This window comes from Parafrankia sp. FMc2 (genome assembly GCF_041008525.1).
GTDB lineage: Bacteria > Actinomycetota > Actinomycetes > Frankiales > Frankiaceae > Parafrankia.
The window spans coordinates 1-21,638 of record NZ_JBFLUG010000124.1 but is presented as its reverse complement, the minus strand read 5'-3'; the positions used below and the strand labels follow the sequence as shown (position 1 = coordinate 21,638).

Here is a 21,638-nt window from a genome sequence, read left to right as displayed (position 1 = left end):
CGAGGCGGACCAGCAGGTCACGCACCACGGGCAGCGAGCCGAGGAACTTCTCCAGGCTCGGGGACCCGTAGCCCAGTTCGGCGGCCGCCAGCACGCTGCGTGCCGTGCCAGACCGGACGCACTACGCACCAGGGAGATCGCCACGCCATCCGATCAAGAAGTCACACTGTCAGCACACCGCACGAACGTGCGGAGTACAGGTGGTCTCGCTGACGCCGGCGACTCGGGCCACCGCGCGGACACCGCCATGTCCCAGCAGCCGGGCCTCGGCTGCCAGCAGCAGCCGCCGCTGCCGCTCGTCCAGGTGCGGCAGCACCACCGCGAAACGACGAGACAACTGGTCCAGAACATCCCCCATGATCGCCATAGCACGACATCGAACCAGACAGGTCGAACCACCAGGTTGTTCCCGCACAGATCCACTACCTCCGCGACTTGCTGATCATGACACCGAAGTCGTCACAGCCCTGGGTCGCCACGCTGGTCCGCACCGTCTTCGAGCAGGCTGACGCCACCGAGGTCCACGTACAGTTCGACCGGGTCGTCGAAGCCCTCACCGAGAAACTCCCGAAGGCCGCCGACCATCTCTCGAACGCGAAAGCGGACCTGCTCGCGTTCACGACCTACCCGCGGGGAATCTGGAAGCAGATCTGGTCGTCCAACCCGCAGGAACGACTGAACAAGAAAATTCGCCGCCGCACCGACGTCGTCGGGATCTTCCCCGACCGTGACGCCATCATACGGCTCGTCGGCGCCGTCCTCGCCGAACAACACGACGAGTGGATCGAAACCCACCGCTATTTCGGCCTTGAAATCCTCGCAAAAATCGACGCCACGAACAAGAACTCCGACACACCCGAGATCAGCGTGGCACCCGGGGCGCTCACCGCATAACCTTCAACCAGGATCACGCGGTGTCACTCTCTGTGCACCACCCCCGTGGACGTGACCACAGCCGGACGCGTCGCCAGCGTATCTGACGTCTTCGTCAGACCAAGCCACTCCCTCGAGCCACAGGTGCGCCACCGTCGACAGGATGCGGCCACCACCCGACACCGCCAGACCATAAAATCAACCATAAATCAATATCACATGGGAGCCTCCACGCTGCATGGCCTACAGAAAATGCCCGACCCACCTCTAGTCGGGGTGTCCCGCCGCCGCCACCCACCCGTGCAGGCTGCCTTCGCTCTGGCGGTAGTGTCAAAATAGCTTGGCAGGCGCATCTGCCTCATCGTCAGGTCGCGGGCCGGGAGGAGGGCGCTCCGTGCCGGAACCCGACGGCCCGCGCCGAGTAGGCGTGCGGGCCACCCGACAGCGCCCGCCGCGACTTCGATCCAGGGAGGAAGCCATGATCCCATTACGTCGCCTAGGTGCGGTCCGCGTTTCGTTGCCACTGCTGGTTGCGTTGACCGCGGCCGGCCTGACCGCCTGCCGCGACGGGGCGCCGGACGCGTCGCCGGACTGCCAGAGCCCTGGAGTGACGTCTGACAAGGTGGTCGCCGGGCTGCTCTACCCCGACACGGGCCCGCTGGCCGGCGAGTTCTCCGCCTTTCGAGGTGGCGTGGAGGCCCGGCTCGGGGTGGCCGCTCAGGAGGGGGGCGTGAACGGCCGTCAGCTCGTCTACGAGTGGGCCGACGACCAAGCCCAGCCGTCGATCAACCTAGTAGCGGCACAACACCTCGTCGACGATCAGAACGTCTTCGGGATCATGGAGGTGACCACGGCGGCAAGCGGCTCGGCGAAATGGCTCAACGAGCAGGGTATCCCGGTCACCGGCCACGCGGACGAGTCCGTGTGGAGCAATTACGAGAATATGTTCAGCTACTCATATTTTCTTGGCAGTGGCAACGGAGTCGACACCTACGGCCTATTCGTGAAACGCGCTGGCGGTACCCGGGCGGTCGTGATGAGCATCTGGGGCAACGAGTTTTCAACGAAAGCCAGTGATGCCGTCGCTGCCAGCCTCGAGGCCGTCGGAATTCCCGTAGTGGACCGGATCGAGGTAACGCCGGGAATCACTAACCCAAGTGCGACGGCCGCACGTATCCGGGCCTTGGATGCCGACGTGCTGGTCAGCTACGCGACCGAGTCAGAATTCGCGCGCACGGTCAATCTCGCGCGCCAGGCGGGCGTGGACATCAAGGTGGTGCTGGCGCCGAACGGCTATGGCTCCGCCGACCAGCCTCTCGACTGGCCGGTTGGTTCCTACACGTCCCTCGTGTACCATCCGTTCGAGAGCGGCAGCCCGGGAATCGCTCGCTTCCGCGAGGCTATGAGCGAATTTGTGCCGCAGGTGAGACCGGCTACATCTAGTGTGGCACTTCACGGCTGGATCACCGCCGACATGTTTGTTAGAGGGCTGCGGGAGGCGGGCCCCTGCCCAACCCGTGAATCTTTTATCCGAGGTCTGCGCGGCGTCAAGAGCTACGACGCCGACGGTATCATCGTCAACCGCGTAGATTTTGGCCAGAACCTCGGCGTCGCTGACCTGTGCCTCAGCTTCGTCCAGTTTGACGGACCTGCTAAGGGCTGGCATGTCGTTCCCGGCGCCGACAGCCTCTGCGGCACGCACCTGACGACGCCGGCACGGTAGGCCACGCTCTGGCCCGAGCAATGCCGGCACATGGCAGAGCAGGGCGAGCCGCAAAGTCTGTTTCTGCTGGTCAGGTGCCCGGATCGCGCTTGTTGATCGTGAGCGGGTCGGATGTGGGGTGGGCGCAGGGTCGGGGTGGCTGAGCTCCGGACGCCGTACAGTTGATCACTGTCAGTAGTCTGGGTGAGGTCGGTTACGGCCGGCACGGCGGTGACGTTGGGTGACGGTCTGGGGTGGTGTTGCGGGCCGGTGGGGGGCTGGTTCCTGTCGGGAATCGTGGTCGCTTCGCGCGCGTTGCGCGGGCCGGTTCGGGTGAGGGCAACGGGGGTCCGGTAGGACGGGGATTGCCTAGATCACTCGCACCAGCGGAGGCCCCCGTTGCCCGTTCAGTCTGACATGCCCGCCGCCGCCTCCGCCTCCGCGGCCCGGGCGGGTGGGGTGGTGAGGTCGCAGGCCGCGGCGCGGCGGGCGCGTGGGAGGGAGAGAAGGCGCAGCTGGATCGAAACGCTCGGCCTTGCCCCGGGAGCCCCGCTGCCCGCGTTGGTGACCACCAACGCGGGCACGGTGGCGCTGCTGCTGGTCGGCGCCGCGACCGGGCATCCGCTGGCCCCACTCGGGCCGAAGCTAACAGTGCCGGAACTCACGCGGCTGGCAGGCGACCTGGGCAGCCAGGTGGTGCTGCACGAAGACGCCTTCACGGCCACGGCAGGAGAACTCGGTCGTGCGACCGGCGTCCGGCCCGTTCCCGTGCCGGAGTTCGGCCATGAAGACGAGCTGGACAAGCTGTCCGCGCCCGGCCCCGATTCGGTCGTGGTCTATCTGTACACCGGCGGCACGACGGGTGCGCCGAAACGGGTGCCGCTGACCCAGCAGGTGCTCGCGCGCCGTAGTGAGGTCCTGTCCGGGCTGGCGCGGCTGGACGAGCCTGATGCGGTGTACGCGACAGGGTCGCCGGTGCACCACATCGGTGGGCTGGGCAACCTTCTGGTCGCACTGGCGGCAGGCGCGACCGTTGTCGCCACATCGTCGTTCAGCGTCGACTGGTGGCGCGGGTTGAAGGACCTCGGCGTGACGTACGCGTTGCTGGTGCCCAGCATGATCGAGATGCTGTTCGCCGCCGGTGCGCTGGACGCGGTGCCGCTGCGCACGCTCGTCTATGGCCGCATCGCCGATTCATCCCGGGACCCTGCGGCGGGTGCTGGAGGTCCTGCCGGGCGTGCGCATGGTGAACCTGTTCGGGCAGACCGAGAGCAGCCCGGTCACCTGTCTCACGCCGGAGGATCACCTGCGTGCCGTGAACGGGCGCCCGGACCTGCTGCGTTCGGTCGGTCGCCCGGTGCCGGGGCTGGACCTGCGCGTCGAGGACCCGGACGAGACCGGGGCCGGTGAGCTACTGGTCCGCGCCGGGCTGTCGACCGCGTGGTCACCGAAGTCGGCTCGGCGCTGAACGGCCACCGGTGGAAGTTTCTCGCGCTGCTGCGTGACCCGGCCGTGACCACGATCGTCGTCGAGCACGGGGACCGTTTCGCGCGGTTCGGCGCCGAGTACGTCGAGGCGGCGCTGGCCGTGTCCGGCCGGCGGCTGCTCGTCGTCGACCCGGCCGAGGTCGACGACGACCTCGTGCGGGACGTGACCGAGATCCTGACGTCGTTGTGCGCGCGGCTGTACGGCCGACCCGGGGCGGCCAACCGTGCGCGGCGTGCGGTCGCCGCGGTCACCTCCGGTCCCGGCGAGGTTGAGTGAGCGCGTCCTTGCAGGCGTACCGTTTCGCTCTGGACCCGACGCCGGTCCAGCTCGCAGAGCTTGCCCGGCATGCGGGTGCGGCGCGGTCCGCGTTCAACGGGACCCTGGCCCGGGTGAAGGCCGCCCTCGGCCAGCGGGCCGCCGAGGCGACCTATGGCTCCGGTCTCGGATCTGACTGCGATCCCGTGGACGCTGCCCGCGCTGCGTCGCGAGTGGAATCGGATCAAGGGCGACGTGGCGCCGTGGTGGCCGGAGTGCTCCAAGGAGGCGTACTCGTCCGGGCTGGATCAGCTCGCCCGCGGACTCGAGGCGTTCTCCGACTCCCGCGAGGGCAAGCGGAAGGGCAGGCGGGTCGGCTTCCCCCGGTTCAAGAAGCGCGGCCGGGCTCGTGACTCGTTCCGGTACACCACCGGCGCCTACGGTCCGCACGGCGACCGGCACGTGAAGCTGCCCCGGATTGGCCGGGTGAAAGTCCACGAGCCGATGACCGTGCGGCTCGCGGACGGCCGGGCGCGTCTGCTCGGCGCTACTGTCTCCCGTACCGCCGGCCGCTGGTTCGTGTCGTTCACCGTCGAGGCCGAACGGAACATGCCCGCCGGACCGTCTCCGCGTCAGCACCATGGCGGTGCGGTCGGCGTCGACCTCGGGGTGAAGCATCTCGCCGTGCTGTCGACCGGCGAGATGGTGCCCAACCCGAAGCATCTGGCCGCCTCGCTGTGTCGTCTACGGAAGGCGTCGCGTGCCTACGCGCGCAGCAGGCCCGGCGGCGCTGGACGTCGTAAGCGTGCCGCGAGGCTGGCCCGGATCCACGCCCGGGTCGCGGACCAGCGACGCGACGGCCTGCACAAGCTCACCACCCGCCTGGCCACGTCGCACGACGTGATCGTGGTCGAGGACCTCAACGTCGCGGGAATGGTTCGCAACCGGCGGCTGGCCCGCGCTGTGTCCGACGCCGGGATGGCCGAGGTCCGACGGCAGCTCACCTACAAGACGACGTGGTACGGCTCGCGGCTGGTCGTCGCGGACCGCTGGTACTCGTCGAGCAAGACTTGTTCGGCCTGCGGCTGGCGAAACCCAAGCCTGACGTTGTCGGACCGCACGTTCGCCTGCCACGGCTGCGGCCTGGTGATCGACTGCGACTACAACGCCTCGCTCAACCTGAGGCGGCTTACGGGTGCCGGAGTGGCTGGATACCCGGGCGCGCAAGCGCCGAACGCCCGTGAAGCCGACCGTAAGACCCGCCCCGGCGGGCAGGTGGCCGTGAAGCGGGAACTCGGCACGGCTCCGGCCGGTCAGACCGGGACCGCCGCCCCGCAAGGGACGGCTGCGGAGCCGGTGAGCACTAATGATCATTGATCCGCAACGGTATGTGTATCTGGCCGGACGGACCAACGACCGGATCGTGCGAGGGGGCGAGAGCGTCTACCCCCTCGAGGTGGAGCATGTGCTGGAGGCACATCCGGCGATCGCGTCCGCCGGTGTGGTCGGGGTACCGGACCGGCGGCTCGGGCAGACGATCGCCGCGTTCCTCGTGCCGGCGGGTGAGCTGCCCTCGGCGGTGGAGTTGCACGCCTTCGCGTGCACGCGGCTGGCCGGGTTCAAGGTGCCCGCGTTCTGGTGCGAGGTGCCCGCACTGCCGCACGGGTGCCGGGAAGCTGCTGCGACGGCGGCTGGGGGACTGGCATGCGGACCCGGCTGGCGCCCACGTGTCGATCAAACCAGTTATTTAGATAGATGTTTGCTCTACTTGGCACTACAGTGTGGGAAGTTGCCCAGCTGGAAGAGTAGGAGCTTCGATGTCGAAGCGGATTCCCTTGGCGCCAGGGCTGTTCACCTGGCCCGCGGAGGAACCGGCGCTGCTCGGGGGCCGCTGCGGAAGTTGTGGTCACGTCGCGTTCCCCCACCGCGAACACTGTCTCGCGTGCGGGACGGCCGGAGTGGAGCAGGTCGAGCTGCCCCGCCGAGGTCGGCTGTGGACGTTCACCACGCAACGGTTCCGCCCCCCGTCACCGCCCTATGCCGGTGCCGACACCCCGGAGACGTTCGTCCCGTTCAGCGTGGGGTATGTGGAGCTGCCCGGAGCGTGCCGGGTGGAGGCCAGGCTCACCGAGCCCGACCCGGCGAAGCTCGAGATCGGGCAGGAGATGGAACTGGCCATCGTGCCGTTCGGCATGACGCCCGAGGGCGATGAAACCCTCGTGTTCGCTTTCCAGCCGGCCTGAGGAGTACTGGTGGACGTTGCGATAGTCGGCGTCGGGTTGCACCCGTTCGGCCGTTACGAAGGAAAGTCCGCGCTGGAGATGGGTGCGGACGCGGTACGGGACGCGCTGGCCGACGCCGGTGCGCAGTGGCGGGACGTGCAGTGCGCGTTCGCGGGCAGCATGGAGGTCACCAACCCCGAGGCCGTCGTGGGCCTGCTCGGCCTCACCGGGATCCCGGCTAGGGCCGTGCTGAACGGCTGCGCCACGGGCAACACCTCCCTGACGATGGCGGCAAAGGCCATCGAAAGCGGCGAGCACGACCTGGCCATCGCGATCGGGCTGGACAAGCATCCGCGCGGCGCGTTCTCCGCGGATCCGTCGGTGTCGGGCCTGCCCGGCTGGTACGGCGACGCCGGGTTGTTCCTGACGACCCATTTCTTCGGGATGAAGGCCACCCGGTACCTGCACGACCACGGTCTGACCGCGGCCACGCTGGCCAAGGTGGCGGCCAAGAACTTCCGCAACGGAGCGGCGAACCCGAAGGCCTGGCGGCGCAAGCCGATCTCCGAGGAGGAGATCCTGAACGCCGCGGTCCTCAACTACCCGCTCACGCAGTACATGTACTGCGCGCCCAACGAAGGCGCCGCTGCCGTCCTGCTGTGCCGCGCCGACCAGGCGCACAAGTACACCGACAAGCCGGTCTACCTGCGGGCGAGCCAGCTGCGCAGCCGCCGTCTGGGTGCCTTCGAGCTGCTGACCCCGTCGCTTCCGCTGGAGACCGTGCCCAGCCCAACGGTCGACGCGTCCCTTGCCGCCTACGAGGAGGCGGGCATCGGGCCGGAGGACGTCGACATCGCCCAGCTGCAGGACACTGACGCCGGGTCCGAGGTGATCCACATGGCGGAGAACGGGTTCTGCAAGGACGGCGAGCAGGAGTCGCTGCTGGCGCAGGGCCAGACGGAGATCGGGGGCAAGCTGCCGGTCAACACCGATGGCGGGCTGATCGCCAATGGCGAGCCGGTCGGCGCTTCGGGCCTGCGCCAGGTCTACGAGATCGTCACGCAGTTGCGCGGCCGCGCGGGTGAACGGCAGGTGCCCGGCGGTCCGAAGGTCGGCTACACCCATCTCTACGGCGCGCCCGGCACCGCCGCAGTCGCGATCCTGTCCACGTGAGCCCGACGACAGCCGGTGTGAAGGAGGTTCGATGGGGGCATCGCGATGCTGCTCGACACGATCGCGTCCACGCTGCCGGAGCGCGTGCTCGTCGGGCACCGAAGCGGTGGTCTCACGGCCGCGGATCTCGCCTCGCGGGCCGCCGGCGGGGCCCGCGTGGTGCGGGATGCCGGAGCTGATGCTGTGGGGTTCGTGGGAGTGACCGGGCCGGCGTTCCCGGTCGCGCTGTTCGCCGCGGCTCAGGCAGGGGTTCCGTTTACCCCCTCAACTATCGGCTGTCGCCCGGCCAGCTGGCAGAACTGGCGGGTCGCCTGGGTGAGCGCCCGCTGCTTGTCGTTGACGAGCAGTGCGCCGCACTGGGACTGCCGGGTAAGACGATCACCGTCACCGACTGGCTTGCCGCGGCGGGCGAGGCCGAGGCGTCGCCCCCGCAGGACATCGACGAGGACGCCCCCGCGGTGGTGCTTTACACCAGCGGAACCACCTCGAAGCCGAAGGGCGCGGTCCTGCGGCACGCGAACCTGGTGTCCTACGTACTGCAGACCGTCGAGTTCGGATCGTCGGCGGAGGAGGACGCCGCGCTGATCAGCGTGCCGCCCTACCACGTCGCGGGGGTGGGGACGGTGCTCACGAACACGTTCTCCGGCCGTCGCATGCTCTCCTGCCCAACTTCGCCCCGGCCCGCTGGCTCGATCTGGTGCGCGACGAGGGCATCACGCAGGCGATGCTGGTGCCCACGATGCTCGCGCGCATCGTGGACGAACTCGGGGACACCCCGGCGGATCTGCCCACGCTGCGTGCGATCGCCTACGGTGGCGCGCGCATGCCGCGGCCGGTGCTCGAACGGGCGCTGACCGTGCTGCCGGGGCCGCGTTCACCAACGCCTACGGCCTGACCGAGACCAGTTCGACGATCGCGGTGCTCGGCCCTGACGACCACCGCGCCGCACTGGGCTCGGGCGAGCCGATGGTGCAGGAGCGGCTTTCCTCCGCGGGCCGGCTGGTCCCCGGTGTGGAGGGCCAGATCCGGGACGAGCTCGGCAAACATCTGCCCGCGGGTGAGACCGGTCAGCTGTGGGTGCGTGCGCAGGTTTCGGGGGAGTACCTCGGTTCCGGCTCACAGCTGGACGGCGACGGCTGGTTCCACACTCGTGACCAGGCCTGGTTCGACCACGAGGGCTACCTGTTCATCTCCGGGCGCACGGACGACACCATCATTCGGGGCGGCGAGAACATCGCGCCGGCCGAGATCGAGGACGTGCTCGTCCGCCACCCGGGGGCCAAGGAGCCGCCGTCATCGGGCTGCCCGATGACGAGTGTGACGCCCGCATCGTCGCGGTCGTGGTGCCGCACCCGGGCGGCCAGCCGGGGGCCGACGAGATCAAGGAGTACGTGCGGGACCGGCTGCGCAGTTCGCGTACACCGGACGACGTGGTGTTCCGGCCGGAGCTCCCGTATACGGCGACCGGGAAGTTACTCCGGCGTGAGCTGGTACGGGACCTGCTTTCCGGTGCCGGCTGGCCATGAACACGAACGTCGTGAAAACAATCGGAACACGTCGGTGGTGAGGAGTCAGCGATGCCGCTACAGCCCTGGATGAAACTCATTTCGGTCGACGATCACCTGATCGAGCACCCGAGGGTGTGGCAGGACCGTCTGCCGACCAAGTACAAGGAGATCGGTCCCCGGATCGTCGAGCAGCCCCTCGGCGAGGGCCAGCCGAACGCTCAGATGTGGGTCTACGAGGACCGGATCTACCCCTACATCGGTCTGAACGCGGTCGCCGGGAAGAAGCCCGAAGAGTACGGGCTGGAGCCGCTCCGTTACGACGACATGATCCCGGGTTGCTATGACCCGAAGGCCCGCCTCGCCGACATGGACATCGACGGCGTGGAGGCGATGATGTGCTTCCCGTCGTTTCCGCGCTTCTGCGGGACTGTGTTCCTGGAGGCCGAGGACAAGGAACTCGCGCTGGCCTGTGTCCAGGCCTACAACGACTTCGTGCTCGACGAGTGGTGTGCCGCCGGTCCCGGCCGGCTGATCCCGATCGTCATCCTGCCGCTGTGGGACGCCCAGGCCGCGGTGCGGGAGATCCACCGCACGGCGGCCAAGGGCGCCAAGGGCATCTCGTTCCCTGACCTGCCGCATGCGCTCGGCCTGCCCTCGGTGCACACCGACTACTGGGACCCGGTGTTCTCGGCGGTCGAGGAGACCGGGATGCCGCTGTGCCAGCACTTCGGCAGCGGCGGGGCGAGCGCCATTCCGCAGATCGCGCCGGACGCACCGTTCGCGGTGATGATCAACCTGATGGGCACCAACAGCATGCACGCGACGGCGGACTGGGTCTTCTCGGGGGCGCTGCACAAGCACCCGAAGCTCAAGATCGGCTTGTCCGAAGGCGGGGTCGGCTGGATTCCCTACATCATCGAGCGGGCCGACTACGTGTGGCGCAAGCACCGCTTCTACCAGAACATCAACCAGGAGGTGCGGCCCTCGGAGCTGTTCAAGAAGCATTTCCACGGCTGCTTCATCGAGGACGACTTCGGCGTGGCCAACCGGCATATCATCGGAGTCGACCGGATCACCTGGGAATGCGACTACCCGCACTCGGACTCGTTCTGGCCCGCCAGCCGCAAGCGCGCTGCCGAGGCGTTCGAGAACGTGCCCGACGACGAGGTGCACCAGATCGTGGAGCTCAACGCCCGGCGCTTGTACAACCTGCCCGCGCCGGCAGAGAAGCCGGCCGCGGCCGGCGTAGTGAGCTGAGCACGCCATGGCGCCGATCGACCGGATCCCGGAGGACGACTGGACCGACCAGGATCTGCTGACCAAGGACGAGGCGGGTGAGCGCCTCGACGTGGAGATCACGGCGGTCACCGGCGAGCTGGACCGCCTTCGGGCGGCCGGTATCGGTCCGCTTGAACAGGACGAGGCCGGGTTGCTGACGCGGCGTCTGGAAGCGATGCAGTGGGTAAGGGCCTCGCTCCGGGCGTGATCGCAGGGACCGGACCGGGATGGCCTTCGCCGTCCCGGTCTTCCTCTGGTGACAAGGCCCACGTCGACGCGCAGGCCACGGCTGGGCGCACCGGGGGCTGTTCAAATATAGTTAATCATCTGGCTCATCGAGCCGTTGTGGACGGGGAGGACCGGTGGCACCCAGAACCGTAGGGAACGCACAAGGCGCGCTCCGTTCGCTGCCCGAAACGGTGGCCCGGCCCGTCCGGGTTCCGAAGATGGCGGAACTGGCCGCGGCCGAGCTGCGACGCCACATCATCCGGGGTGACCTGGCCGAGGGCGATGCGTTGCCATCGGAGTCCGAACTCATGGAACAGTTCGGCATCTCCCGCCCGACGCTGCGCGAGGCGTTTCGTGTGCTCGAATCGGAAAGTCTCATTGCGATCCGTCGCGGCGCGCACGGCGGCGCCAGGGTGCAGCCGCCGCGCCGTGAGGTCGCCGCCCGGTATGCCGGGTTCATCCTGGAATACCAGGGCACCACACTGCGCGACGTCTACGAAGCGCGGGTCGCGCTCGAGGTGCCCAGTGTGGGCCAGCTCGCCCGGCGCCACACGACGGACGATCTGGAAGTCCTGACCAAGGCGCTCGAACAGCACGAGGCGGTCCCTGCCGAGGACTCACTGGAGGCCGTGCGGCTGCACAGTGACTTCCACGTGCTGGTCGTGCGCCTGGCCGGCAACGAGACGCTCGCGCTGCTGTCCGAGATGCTGCACCACATCATCGAGGTGGCGAACACCTCGTTGCAGCCCGACGCCGGCCCACTGGCCGAACGGGCTCTGCGCAGCACGGCCAAGACGCACCGCAAACTCGTCAAGCTGATCCGGGCCAGGGACGCCAAAGGCGCCGAGGAACTGTGGCGCCGGCACCTGAACGAGGCCGAAGGATACCTGCTGGGCGACGACGTGGGATCGACGGTGCTCGATCTGCTCGGGTGACCCGCCTGCCTGCCTGGACGGTTGTCACGCCGGATTTCCCAGATCGTTCAGGAACTCCGAGACCTCGGTGAGGAACACGGAGTTGTCGTCCCCGGCCACCAGGCGACCGGTTCCGGCGACGTCGGCGTACCGCGCATGGGGAATCATCCGCAGGAGATCGGACACGCCCTCCTCGGCCACCACATCGGACAACGCGCCCCGGAGGAGCAGCGTCGGTACCTGCGACGCCGCCACCCGGATACGGGCCGACATCCGTGCGGCCTCGGATGCATCCGGAGGCCGCAGGAACGCCGGGTCCCAATGCCACCGGCCATCTGGCCCCTGGCGGACACCCGTCGGGGACACTGCGCATGAATGCGGCGATGCGGCGGGCTCCCGCCGGTTCGATCCGAGGCACGGCGTCGACCAACACCAGGTTGACGAAGTTGTCATCGCCCTCCCACGCGGCTGTCATAGGTAGCAACGGTAGCAGGCTGAAGCCGACTTGACACTTCTGTCAATTAACCCTAGCGTCCGAGGGAGGGACGGAAGGCTGCCGAAAGGGAAGAACCGTGGCTCAGTTCACCGACGCACCGATCTTCGATGCGGATCAGCACATGTATGAGACGCCGGAGGCGTTGACCCGGTATCTGCCGGAGAAGTATCGGCGGTCTGTCCAGTTCGTTCAGGTCGGCAAGCGGACCCGGATCGCGATCCTTGGCAAGATCACCGAGTACATCCCGAATCCGACCTTCGAGCGGGTGGCTGCGCCCGGTGCGCACGAGAAGTTCTTCTCCGGGCAGAACAAGGAAGGCAAGACACTCCGTGAGCTGACCGGTGACCCGATCGAGGCGCTGCCCGCGTTCCGTGGGCCCGAATCGCGGATCGCCATGATGGACGAGCAGGGCGTCGACGAGGCACTGGTCTATCCGACGCTGGCCAACCTGGTCGAGCACTCCGCCGCCGAGGACCCCGAGCTGGTGGTCGCGATAATCCACGCGCTCAACCGGTGGATGCTCGAGACCTGGGGCTACACCCACCAGAACCGGCTGTACATGACACCGGTGATCAGCGCGGCGCTCGTCGACGACGCCCGGCGCGAGCTCGAATACGTTCTTGAGAATGGTGTCAAGGCCGTGCTGATGAAGCCCGCTCCGGTGAAGGGCCTCAAGGGCTGGCGTTCGCCCGCGCTGCCGGAGTTCGACCCGTTCTGGAGCGACGTGCAGCAGGCCGGCATCCCGGTGGTGTTCCACGCGAGCCAGCCGCCGCTGGACGGCTACATCAACCAGTGGGAGCCGCCGGAGACCAACAACTTCATGGAGATGAGTGCGTTCCGCTGGCTCGTGCTGGGCCACCGCGAGATCTCCGACATGCTGGCGAGCCTGATCTGTCACGGTACGCTGACCCGCTTCCCGAACCTGCGTATCGGCAGTGTGGAGAACGGCAGCGCCTGGATCAAGCCGTTGTTCGACGACTTCGAGGCCACGTACGCGAAGATGCCGCAGGCCTTCCCGGAGCACCCGCTCGAGGTATTCCGCCGCAACGTCTGGGTCAGCCCGTTCTGGGAGGGCTCGGTCGCGGATATCGTGAAGACCGTGGGCTGGGACCGGGTGTTGTTCGGCTCGGACTACCCGCACCCGGAGGGCCTGACCGAGCCCCGCGGCTATTTCAAGTACGCCGAGGGCATGGACGAGAGGCGCACCCGCGACTTCATGGGTGACAACGCCCGCCGCTTCATCGGCATCCCCGTCCGCAACCCCGCTGGCGACGTCGCCCCTGAGCCGGTCCTGGCCTGAGCGGGGCGCAGTCCCTCATGCGGTGCCATTCGCACCGCATGAGGGAGGAGTCTCAACCCAGGCTGGTCGCGAGGTCGCACACCCGCGCCTTGGCCGCTTCGAGGTTATGCCGGGCGGCATCGGCCAGCGAGGCCATCGCGGGGACGCGGGTGGCGAGTGTCAGGTCCGCGGTCACCACGGATACGGCCATGCCCATCGAATCGCCGAGGATCTGCACGATCGGCGGGATGGTGTGGTCCTTGCCGATGTCGGGGGTCCCGGCATACGCCGCGCCGCGGCTGGAGATCACCACTACGGGCTTGCCAGCCAGGGGCTGGTCCTTGGTGTCGAACGGCACGGTCGTGCCGAGTACGTGGACGTGGTCCAGCCATGCCTTCAGCGTCGAGGGGATCGACCAGTTGTACATCGGCGCGCCGATCACGACGAGGTCCGCCGCCGAGAGTTCGGCCAGCAGCGCGTTCTGGAGGTCCTCCGCCGCCGGGTCCGGCCGTTCGCCGTCGGCGCGCAGCCGCGGGGCGTAGTGCAGCGCGGAGTTCGGCAGGTGGGGCGGCGGCGTCCGGTGCAGGTCCCGCTCGACGACCTCGTGCTCCGGGGTCAGCTCCCGCCAGGTCCGGGTGAAGATCCCGGTCAGTTCCCGGGACGTGGAAGACCTTGGGTCGGCGGAAGAGTCCAGGCGCAGGAGGCTCGGCACGGGTAATGCTCCTCGTGAATGCGTGCTGATGGAACCGGGATCACAAGCGAGCTTTGATCTTTCACGGCGTGTCGCGGCGGGCGGGCAGGATCGCGGGCGCGGCGCGCCAGTCATCGAGGCCGTAGTCGGCGGTGCCGACGTAGACCTGCCCGCCAGAGACCTCGCTCCAGTGCGCGTGGTTGAGCTGGTGCAACGTGAAGCACGAGTCGAGCGCGGTGCTGAAGCCCATGGCGTCCTGGGCCTGGTTGACCGACTCCTTGATGAGCAGAGCCGCCATCGAGGGCAGCTTCGCCACCCGCGCCGCGAAATCCACCGTGTGTTCGGAGATCTCGTCCGCCCCGAAGACCTTGCTGACCATCCCCAGGGCGTGCGCCTCGTCGGCGCCGAGGGAGTCACCGGTGAGCAGGAGCTCTTTCGCCTTGCGGGGCCCGAATTCCCAGGGGTGCGCGAAGTACTCGACGCCGCACATGCCCAGTCGTGTGCCGACGACGTCGGCGAAAACCGAGTCCTCCGCGGCGACGATCAGGTCGCAGCACCACATCAGCATCAGCCCGGCGGAGAGCACGTTGCCGTGCACCTGGGCGATGGTGATCTTGCGCAGGTTGCGCCACCGCTTGGTGTTTTCGTAGTAATAGTGCCATTCCTGCCGGACCCGGCCCTCGGAGCCGCCGAGCGTGCTGCCGTTGCACTGGTAGGTCGGGTGCAGGTCCGGGCCGGGTTCGCGCTCGGCGAGGCTCTCGGCCGTGCCGAGGTCGTGCCCGGCGGAGAACGACGTGCCCGCGCCGCGCAGGATCACGACGCGCACCGTGTCGTCGGCCTCGGCCCGCTCGAACGCCTCGCCCAATTCGACCAGCAGACCGCGGTTCTGCGCGTTGCGCGCCTGCGGCCGGTCGAGCGTGATGCGGGCGATCCGGCCCCCTTCCAGGGTTTCGTAACCGATATAGCGATAACCCATGGGGGCGCCTCCTGCAGTGCTCAGTTTCCTTCGTATCAGACCCGCAATTGACGAAGATGTCAAGTTCCCCTAGGGTTGGCCCGTGACTAGCTATGTCCGGCCCGAGCAGCGATTGCTGCCTAGCCCCAGTCCGGAATCGGCGGAGTTATGGACAGGCGGCCTTGGCGGGCAGCTGCTGATCCACCGGTGCCGGGCCTGCGGCCATTTCTTCCATCCGCCGGGGCCCGTCTGCTGGCGGTGCCACAGTCTGGAGGTCGGCCCGGAGCCGGCGTCCGGGCGGGCCACCGTCGCCGCGTACACGATCAACCGGCAACCCTGGGTGCCTGGGTTCCCGCCGCCCTACGTCGTGGCGATGGTCGAACTGGCCGACGAGCCGGACGTCCGGCTCGTCACCAACATCGTCGACATCGCGCCGGAGGACGTCCGGATCGGACTCGAGGTCGAAGTGTTCTTCGAGGAATGGGAAGGCTCGGAGAGCAAGCTGGCCTTGCCGTTGTTCCGGCCGGCTGGAGGGAAGCGATGAGCGGCGGGCCGTTCGCGGGCAAGGCGGTGCTCACCGGGGCGGGCAAGTCCCAGGTGGGCCGCCGTCTCGGGCGCACCGGACTGGAGCTGACGGTCGAGGCGGTCCAACGTGCGATCGCCGACGCCGGGCTGCGGCCAGAGGACGTCGACGGCATCGCCAGCTATCCCGGCCCCGGCGTGCCGGATCCCGGGTTCTCCGGCGCGAACGTGCACGACGTGCGCAACGCGCTCGGCCTGCGCAGCCGCTGGTACCTCTCGTCGACCGAGACCGCGGGGCAGATCGGCCCGGCCATCGAGGCCTGTATGGCGGTGACGCTCGGGCTCGCCGACCACGTGGTCGTGTTCCGGTCGGTGTGGGAGTCCACCGCGCAGGCAGGCCGGGGCAGGAGCTCCGTGCTCTTCGCCGGCGGCAAGCTGCCGCCGCACCTGGAGTACACCGGGCCGTTCGGCGCCCTGTCGGCGGCGAACTGGCTGGCCATGCCGGCCCAGCGGTACATGCACGACTTCGGCCTCACCCGCGAGCATCTCGGCGCCGTCGCGCTTAACGCGCGACGCAACGCGGGGCTCAATCCCGACGCGATCTACCGCGAGCCGATGACGATGGACGACTACCTTGGCGCGCGGATGATTTCGGAACCGCTGTGCCTGTACGACTGCGATGTCCCGTGCGACGGAGCCACCGCCGTCATCGTGTCCCGCCGGGACGCCGCGAAGGGCCTGCCGCGCCACCCGCTGACCGTCGAGTCGGTCGGTACCGGCATGTTCGAGCGCGCCACGTGGGACCAGCGCGCGGACCTGACCACCATGGCGGCGCACGACACCGCGGCGACCCTCTGGGAACGGACGTCCCTGCGGCCCGCCGACGTGGACATCGCCCAGCTCTACGACGGCTTCAGCTTCCTGACGGTGATGTGGTTGGAGGCGCTCGGGTTCTGCGAACACGGCAAGGTCGGCGAGTTCCTCGACGGCGGCGAGCGGATCGCACTCGAGGGGCCTCTGCCGCTCAACACCAGTGGCGGCCAGCTCTCGGGCGGACGCCTACACGGTATGGGCTTCCTGCACGAGGCCTGCATCCAGCTCTGGGGTGACGGCGGTGACCGGCAGGTCGCGGGTGATCCCGGGGTCGCGGTCGTCGGCGTCGGTGGCGGGCCGGTGGGCGGGGCGATGCTGCTGAGCACCCGCTGAGGCGGTTCAGCCCTCCAGCGCGGCCACGAAGAAATCGGCGACGACGCCAACGACGTCGTTCACGTCGATGGGGAGCTGCTGCGCGCAGCAGTGGTACCAGGAGCGGTCCATCATCGCCTGGGCGGCCAGTCCGAGCGCCTCCGGTGCGGTGGTGGGGTGCTGCTGCCTGCCGCGCAGGCTCACCCCGAGCAGGAACGCCACCCGCATCTGCATCCGGTTGCTCGCGAGCCGCACGGCCTCGTCGGCAGGGCCCGACTGCGCGGACAGTATGAACGCGCCGTGCTCGTCCATGAACGCGAAGTACTGCCGGATCCAGCCCTCGAGGTCGGCGCGGCACGCGGGCCTCGGCAGGTGGTCCAGCGCGCCGACCACCTTGAGTAGGTCGTGGTAGGTCACGTCGCCCAGCATGTTGAAGATCTCCCGCTTGTCGCGGAAGTAGGTGTAGAACCCGGCGCGCGAGATTCCGCACGCGTCGGTGATGTTGTTGATCCGCGTGCCGCCGTAGCCACGGTCCAGGAACAGTTGCTTCGAGGCCTGCAGGATGGCGTTGCGAGTGCGGGCCGCCCGCGGGCCGAGCTTGTCGTCCGCGGTGCCGTCGGCGTCGAGCGTCTGCTCTGCTGACTTGTCCATGGTGGCTCTCAGTGTAGGAGATCGTCGATGACGGCTCTGACGGCGGTGTCAAGCGGGTTGGTCCGGCAACTGAGCCCGCATGCTTGTTCGACGGTGGGGTTCGTCGCGGATCGTCAGCGGCCCCGCCAGGCCGCGAGCACATCGGCCAGCGGTTCCGGCGCCGAGGGTGGAGCGGCGGTCGTCGGGGTCTGGGCGAAGACCTCGGTGAACCGGGCGCGCAGGATCGGCCAGCCCTTCTCGTCGAGTTGCGCGGGCAGGTCCTCACCGGCAAGGCCCAGTCCGTCGAGGAGGTTGGCGTAGAAGACCGGTTCCATCGCGTCGACCGCGACGAACTCGCCGTCGGCGCAGCGGTAGGTGTCGTAGAACGGCGCATTGCCGTCGAAGAGATTGCTTTCCCGCTCCTCGGTCCACTGCCCGCGCTGAACGAAGGAACACACCATCTGGGAGAGCAGCCCGACGCCGTCGACGATCGCAGGGTCGACGACCTGACCGCGCCCCGAGCGCTCGACCTCCCGCAGCGCCGCGAGCACGCCGACCACGCCGAAGATCGCCCCGCCGGCGAAGCCGAGCAGGTTCAGCGACGGCGCCGGCCGATCGTCCGCGCGGCCCATCGCGCGCAGCACCCCGGTCAACGCGACGTAGTTGATGTCGTGCCCGCCCAGCTGCGACATCGGCCCTTCCTGACCCCAGCCGGTGACCCGGGCGTAGACCAACCGCGGATTGCGGGCCAGGCAGACCTCAGGGCCGACCCCGAGACGTTCGGCCACGCCGGGCCGCAGGGATTCGAGCAGGACATCGGCGGAGGTGGCGAGCTCCAGCACCCGCAGCCCGGCCAGTGGTCCCGTTCCCGGCACTCGTCCCCTCGCCATTGTTAATCAGTACGCTCAGATATAATATCTAGCTGATTACCAATCTGACCGAAAGTAGGCCGACACGATCAGCCGGTAGTCGACCTACATTTGGTGGATCGCCGCGTCTGCGGGTCGGGTTGGTAACTATCAGTAAAGTATTGGCCACGGGTCCAGTGTGGTTCCTTTGCCGGCTAGAGGTTCCCGCTCGATCCCGATGTACGGGAGGTGGCATGGTTCTGCGAGTCGGCATCGTGGGCGTCGGGTGGGGGGCGCACGTCCAGGTTCCCGCCTACCGGGCGGCGGGGGCTTCGAGCCGGTCGCGTTGTGCGCCCGCACGCCCGAACGGCTCGGCAAGGTCGCGGCGCGCCTCGGAATCGAGGAGACCTCCACCGACTGGCGATCGTTCGTGGCTCGCGACGATCTCGACGTGATCTCGGTGGCACACCCACGGCACTGCACCACGAGATCACCTTGGCGGCGCTCGCCGCCGGCAAAGCGGTGCTGTGCGAGAAACCACTGGCGACTGATCCGCTCCGGGCCCGCGAGATGGTGAAGGCGGCCGAGGCAGCCGGCCGCCCGACGGGATGCTGCTTCGAATTTCGCTGGAACCCGGAGTGGCTCGCCATCACCGAACGAGTGCGCGCGGGCCTGCTCGGCAGGCCCGCCGCCGTCTGTGTCGAGGTGCGGGCATGAGATTCGACGTGCAGCACGCGATCGCGGATCCCGCCTGGACGCCCGAAATCCTGCTGTCGCCATCGGCGGTGACGCGTTTCGCCCGTGCGGCGGAGGACTGCGGGTATTCCTCCATCGGGTTCACCGACCATCCGGCGCCGTCGGCGAAATGGGTGCGCAACGGGGGAGAGGGCAGCTCGGATCCGTTCTCCGCACTGGGTTTCTGTGCCGCCGTGACCTTGCTGCGTCATGCCATCGCCCTGCTCGGCGCTACACCGACGGTGGCCGAAGTGGCCGCCCTTTGGACGGAGGAGTCTGTATGAAGCTCAACTACCAGTTCCCGACACGCGCGGTGAAGCACTGGGACACCTGGATCGGCGACCGGGACCTGGCCGATATCGCCGTGGCGGCCGAGGAATGCGGGTTCGACATGGTCTCCACGACCGACCATCCGTTCCCCGCGCAGGACTGGCTCGCGAACGGTGGTCACCACGCCTTCGATCCGTTCGTCGCGTTGTCGTTCATGGCGGCGGCGACCAGGCGGGTGCGGCTGCTGACGTTCGTTCTGGTCGCCGGTTACCGCAACCCGTACCTGACGGCGAAGGCGGCGGCCAGCCTCGACCGGCTCTCCGGTGGCCGGCTCGTGATCGGGATGGGCGCCGGATACCAGCGGGCGGAGTTCGACGTGCTGGACGCGTCCTTCGCCGACCGTGGTCCCCGTTTCGATGCCGCGATCGCAGCGCTGCGGGCGGCGTGGTCGGGCGAAGTCGTTGAGCGCGATGACGAGTTCTTCCCGGCGCACGGCCATGTCATGCTGCCCCGTCCGGCGCAGCGGCCCGGTCCGCCGGTCTGGATCGGGGGCAACAGCAAGGCGGCGATGCGCCGGGTGGCCGAGGTCGCGGATGGGTGGCTGCCCTTCGAGCAGCCCGCCGCCATGGCGGCCATTACCGGAACCCCCGAACTGAGGGCCGACCAGATCGGCGAGCGGATCGAACGGCTGCGGGAAATGCGGTCCGCACTGGGGCGGCCGGCGGAGTTCGAGGTGTGCTTCTCCCCGGCCCCCACCCGGGACCCGGAACGCACCGCCGAGCAGCTCTCGGCGGTGCTGCCCGAGTACGAGCGGGCGGGTGTCACCTCCGTGTCGATTGACTCGCAGGCCCGCAGCATCGACAACTGCTTGAGCGAGATCGAGTTCCTCGGCAAGGCGCTTGCACCGTCCACATAGGACTTGCCGGCTGCGTCAGGGCGCACCGGCTTCGAGTTTCTCGGTTCCGGGCGCCCTGGTGTCGTCGATGCCGGTGGGTCCGTTCCCGGCCACGTCGCCAGGGTAGAACTGGCGTGCCCATTGCCGCATCCGGCGGAAACCGCGGCCCTCTTCGGTGGCCAATGCCGGCGGGTCGAGGAAGACCTGGTGGTTCCAGATCTTGATGTCGTCGGGCAGGGCGAGCTTGGCATCGGCCAAGCGCCGCCGGTAGGTGGCCTCGTCGCCGCTCCGGTCGATCCAGTAGGTCGCGAAGAGCTCGCTCCGGCCGTCCTCGACGGGAGTGACGTTGATGGTGATCACTCGCACGCCCTCGCGCATGTGCTCGACGTTGACGCTGACCCCGATCCCGGACCACAGGATATCGATGGTGTTCATTGTGTCGGTGCGCAGCGCGCCGTGCTCGTCGTGCGAGTGGTCCCGCCAGCGCTTCCCGAAGCCGACGCGCGCCCGCCACTCCGGTCCCTCGACGCGTTCCTGGAGAACGACCGGGCTGATCGGGGTGTTGTGGACAAACCGGAAGTGGTGCGGGTCGACGGCGTTCTCGACGACCATCTGCGGATGCACCCGCAGGTCGGTCGCATGTTCGCGGCCGTCGGGCCAGGCGGGGTGGAACTCGCGCTCGGCCGCCTGCGCGGTGCCGCGGAGCGCGTCCGGCACGTCCCAGTAGGGCTCCCGTCCGGCATGGTCGAACCAGACGTGGATCGACTCGTTGCGCTCGACGACCGGCCAGGTGCCGAGCTTGCGGGCCTTGTTGGGGCGCTCCTGGTAGGGGATGGACACGTTGTGCCCGTCAGGGGCCCAGATCCAGCCGTGGAAGGGGCACTGGATGCCCTCGTCGACGACGCAGCCGCCGTGCGCCAGGCTCGCGCCAAGGTGCCGGCAATAGCGATCGTGCACGCGCACGACGCCGTCCTTGCCGCGGTAGGCCACCAGGTCACGGCCGAAGTACCGCAGCGGTACCACCTGTTCCGGTCCGATATCACCCGACCATGCCACCTGGAACCAGCCGGTCAGCTCCAGATCCAGCCCATGCAAGCGCACGATGCCAACCTCCCGAGATGTTTTATGGGAATCCCATTCCCAGTGAGCTTAACAGTGGTAGAGCGGGTTGGGAACGGTGCGCTCTGCGCGCAGGACGCCTGCGCGCGCTGCCGGGTCCCGGATCTCACGCCGCGCACCGCGACGATGCTCATCGTGGCCGGGCTGACCAGCAAGGTGCACCTCGCGACCGACCGGCGCTGCCGTCCACTGTCGATCGTCCTCACCCCCGGACAGGCCGCGGACAGCCCGCGTTTCCTCCCGGTCCTGAAGAAAATCAAGGTGCGTGGGCCGGTAGGCCGCCCCAGGACCCGGCCGGACGCGGTCGCCGGAGACAAGGCGTACTCCTCCCGCGCCAACCGCGCCCACCTGCGCACACGGAAGATCCGGGCG

The 21,638-nt window shown here is 68.5% G+C and carries 20 protein-coding genes and 10 pseudogenes; 22 read left to right on the top strand and 8 right to left on the bottom strand.

The annotated features are described in order from the left end of the window. Nucleotides 1–199: 199 nt before the first annotated feature. Nucleotides 200–367, bottom strand: a pseudogene (locus AB1460_RS28585) (ISAzo13 family transposase); the annotation flags it as partial. A gap of 53 nt (nt 368–420) precedes the next feature. On the opposite strand from AB1460_RS28585, the pseudogene AB1460_RS28580 reads away from it, so the two are divergent. The 11 genes and pseudogenes from AB1460_RS28580 to AB1460_RS28530 form a co-directional block, all read left to right on the top strand. Continuing rightward, nucleotides 421–894 (top strand): annotated as a pseudogene (locus tag AB1460_RS28580) (transposase); the annotation flags it as partial. A gap of 457 nt (nt 895–1,351) precedes the next feature. Then, complete coding sequence (locus tag AB1460_RS28575) at nt 1,352–2,596, top strand: ABC transporter substrate-binding protein (RefSeq protein WP_368965189.1); 1,245 nt, start codon at nt 1,352–1,354, stop codon at nt 2,594–2,596. 396 nt (nt 2,597–2,992) lie between these two features. After that, a pseudogene (locus tag AB1460_RS28570) lies at nt 2,993–3,736 on the top strand (AMP-binding protein); the annotation flags it as partial. 16 nt (nt 3,737–3,752) lie between these two features. After that, nucleotides 3,753–4,043 (top strand): AMP-binding protein, encoded by a 291-nt coding sequence (locus AB1460_RS28565; RefSeq protein ID WP_368965188.1) that lies wholly within the window; start codon nt 3,753–3,755, stop codon nt 4,041–4,043. Further along, nucleotides 4,007–4,339 (top strand): annotated as a pseudogene (locus AB1460_RS28560) (IS607 family transposase); the annotation flags it as partial. The gene AB1460_RS28565 and the pseudogene AB1460_RS28560, both read left to right, overlap by 37 nt. Beyond that, nucleotides 4,336–5,695 (top strand): annotated as a pseudogene (tnpB, locus tag AB1460_RS28555) (IS607 family element RNA-guided endonuclease TnpB). The pseudogenes AB1460_RS28560 and tnpB, both read left to right, overlap by 4 nt. After that, nucleotides 5,685–5,969: pseudogene (locus AB1460_RS28550) on the top strand (AMP-binding enzyme); the annotation flags it as partial. The pseudogenes tnpB and AB1460_RS28550, both read left to right, overlap by 11 nt. Nucleotides 5,970–6,135: 166 nt before the next feature. Next, on the top strand, nt 6,136–6,561 hold the full coding sequence (locus AB1460_RS28545; RefSeq protein ID WP_368965187.1) for a Zn-ribbon domain-containing OB-fold protein: 426 nt from the start codon (nt 6,136–6,138) through the stop codon (nt 6,559–6,561). Between the two features lie 6 nt (nt 6,562–6,567). After that, a complete protein-coding gene (locus tag AB1460_RS28540) occupies nt 6,568–7,713 on the top strand; it encodes a thiolase family protein (protein ID WP_368965190.1) in 1,146 nt (381 codons plus the stop codon). 275 nt (nt 7,714–7,988) lie between these two features. Further along, nucleotides 7,989–8,608, top strand: a pseudogene (locus AB1460_RS28535) (AMP-binding protein). A 23-nt stretch (nt 8,609–8,631) separates the two neighbouring features. Next, nucleotides 8,632–8,739, top strand: a pseudogene (locus tag AB1460_RS28530) (hypothetical protein); the annotation flags it as partial. Between the two features lie 90 nt (nt 8,740–8,829). Here AB1460_RS28530 and AB1460_RS28525 read toward each other — a convergent pair. Then, nucleotides 8,830–8,985, bottom strand: a complete 156-nt coding sequence (locus tag AB1460_RS28525; protein WP_368965186.1) for a hypothetical protein — start codon at nt 8,983–8,985, stop codon at nt 8,830–8,832. Nucleotides 8,986–9,053: 68 nt separating this feature from the next. Between AB1460_RS28525 and AB1460_RS28520 the strand changes: the two genes are divergently transcribed. From AB1460_RS28520 to AB1460_RS28505, 4 genes are all read left to right on the top strand, one after another. After that, a complete protein-coding gene (locus AB1460_RS28520; protein WP_368965185.1) occupies nt 9,054–9,239 on the top strand; it encodes an AMP-binding enzyme in 186 nt (61 codons plus the stop codon). Between the two features lie 51 nt (nt 9,240–9,290). Then, nucleotides 9,291–10,478, top strand: a complete 1,188-nt coding sequence (locus AB1460_RS28515) for an amidohydrolase family protein (protein WP_368965184.1) — start codon at nt 9,291–9,293, stop codon at nt 10,476–10,478. A 7-nt stretch (nt 10,479–10,485) separates the two neighbouring features. After that, a complete protein-coding gene (locus AB1460_RS28510) occupies nt 10,486–10,707 on the top strand; it encodes a hypothetical protein (RefSeq protein ID WP_368965183.1) in 222 nt (73 codons plus the stop codon). Nucleotides 10,708–10,945: 238 nt separating this feature from the next. Beyond that, nucleotides 10,946–11,662 carry a FadR/GntR family transcriptional regulator gene (locus AB1460_RS28505; RefSeq protein ID WP_368965182.1) on the top strand — a complete coding sequence of 239 codons (717 nt, stop codon included), beginning with the start codon at nt 10,946–10,948 and terminating at the stop codon, nt 11,660–11,662. 24 nt (nt 11,663–11,686) lie between these two features. On the opposite strand, the gene AB1460_RS28500 is transcribed toward AB1460_RS28505, so the two are convergent. Then, nucleotides 11,687–11,914, bottom strand: a complete 228-nt coding sequence (locus AB1460_RS28500) for a hypothetical protein (RefSeq protein WP_368965181.1) — start codon at nt 11,912–11,914, stop codon at nt 11,687–11,689. A 299-nt stretch (nt 11,915–12,213) separates the two neighbouring features. Between AB1460_RS28500 and AB1460_RS28495 the strand changes: the two genes are divergently transcribed. After that, a complete protein-coding gene (locus AB1460_RS28495; RefSeq protein ID WP_368965180.1) occupies nt 12,214–13,437 on the top strand; it encodes an amidohydrolase family protein in 1,224 nt (407 codons plus the stop codon). Nucleotides 13,438–13,489: 52 nt separating this feature from the next. Here AB1460_RS28495 and AB1460_RS28490 read toward each other — a convergent pair whose 3' ends face one another. Both AB1460_RS28490 and AB1460_RS28485 read right to left on the bottom strand, forming a co-directional pair. Beyond that, nucleotides 13,490–14,128 carry an FMN-dependent NADH-azoreductase gene (locus AB1460_RS28490; RefSeq protein ID WP_368965179.1) on the bottom strand — a complete coding sequence of 213 codons (639 nt, stop codon included), beginning with the start codon at nt 14,126–14,128 and terminating at the stop codon, nt 13,490–13,492. A gap of 61 nt (nt 14,129–14,189) precedes the next feature. Beyond that, nucleotides 14,190–15,083 (bottom strand): enoyl-CoA hydratase, encoded by an 894-nt coding sequence (locus AB1460_RS28485; RefSeq protein WP_368965178.1) that lies wholly within the window; start codon nt 15,081–15,083, stop codon nt 14,190–14,192. An 82-nt stretch (nt 15,084–15,165) separates the two neighbouring features. On the opposite strand from AB1460_RS28485, the gene AB1460_RS28480 reads away from it, so the two are divergent. After that, a complete protein-coding gene (locus tag AB1460_RS28480) occupies nt 15,166–15,606 on the top strand; it encodes a Zn-ribbon domain-containing OB-fold protein (protein WP_368965177.1) in 441 nt (146 codons plus the stop codon). Continuing rightward, nucleotides 15,603–16,790, top strand: a complete 1,188-nt coding sequence (locus AB1460_RS28475; RefSeq protein WP_368965176.1) for a thiolase family protein — start codon at nt 15,603–15,605, stop codon at nt 16,788–16,790. The genes AB1460_RS28480 and AB1460_RS28475 overlap by 4 nt, the downstream gene beginning before the upstream one ends. A gap of 6 nt (nt 16,791–16,796) precedes the next feature. Here the strand turns inward: AB1460_RS28475 and AB1460_RS28470 are convergent, their stop codons facing one another. Further along, nucleotides 16,797–17,420, bottom strand: coding sequence for a TetR/AcrR family transcriptional regulator (locus tag AB1460_RS28470; RefSeq protein ID WP_368965175.1), 624 nt, complete (start codon nt 17,418–17,420; stop codon nt 16,797–16,799). Nucleotides 17,421–17,533: 113 nt separating this feature from the next. After that, nucleotides 17,534–18,289 (bottom strand): CoA transferase, encoded by a 756-nt coding sequence (locus AB1460_RS28465; protein ID WP_420497398.1) that lies wholly within the window; start codon nt 18,287–18,289, stop codon nt 17,534–17,536. Between the two features lie 212 nt (nt 18,290–18,501). Between AB1460_RS28465 and AB1460_RS28460 the strand changes: the two are divergent. From AB1460_RS28460 to AB1460_RS28450, 3 genes and pseudogenes are all read left to right on the top strand, one after another. After that, nucleotides 18,502–18,934 (top strand): annotated as a pseudogene (locus tag AB1460_RS28460) (Gfo/Idh/MocA family protein); the annotation flags it as partial. 26 nt (nt 18,935–18,960) lie between these two features. Beyond that, nucleotides 18,961–19,266 (top strand): hypothetical protein, encoded by a 306-nt coding sequence (locus tag AB1460_RS28455; protein WP_368965174.1) that lies wholly within the window; start codon nt 18,961–18,963, stop codon nt 19,264–19,266. Next, nucleotides 19,263–20,168 (top strand): LLM class F420-dependent oxidoreductase, encoded by a 906-nt coding sequence (locus AB1460_RS28450; RefSeq protein ID WP_368965173.1) that lies wholly within the window; start codon nt 19,263–19,265, stop codon nt 20,166–20,168. Before AB1460_RS28455 ends, AB1460_RS28450 begins: the two co-directional genes overlap by 4 nt. Before the next feature lie 15 nt (nt 20,169–20,183). Here AB1460_RS28450 and AB1460_RS28445 read toward each other — a convergent pair whose 3' ends face one another. After that, nucleotides 20,184–21,248 (bottom strand): Rieske 2Fe-2S domain-containing protein, encoded by a 1,065-nt coding sequence (locus AB1460_RS28445; protein WP_368965172.1) that lies wholly within the window; start codon nt 21,246–21,248, stop codon nt 20,184–20,186. Nucleotides 21,249–21,407: 159 nt separating this feature from the next. On the opposite strand from AB1460_RS28445, the pseudogene AB1460_RS28440 reads away from it, so the two are divergent. Then, a pseudogene (locus AB1460_RS28440) lies at nt 21,408–21,638 on the top strand (transposase); the annotation flags it as partial.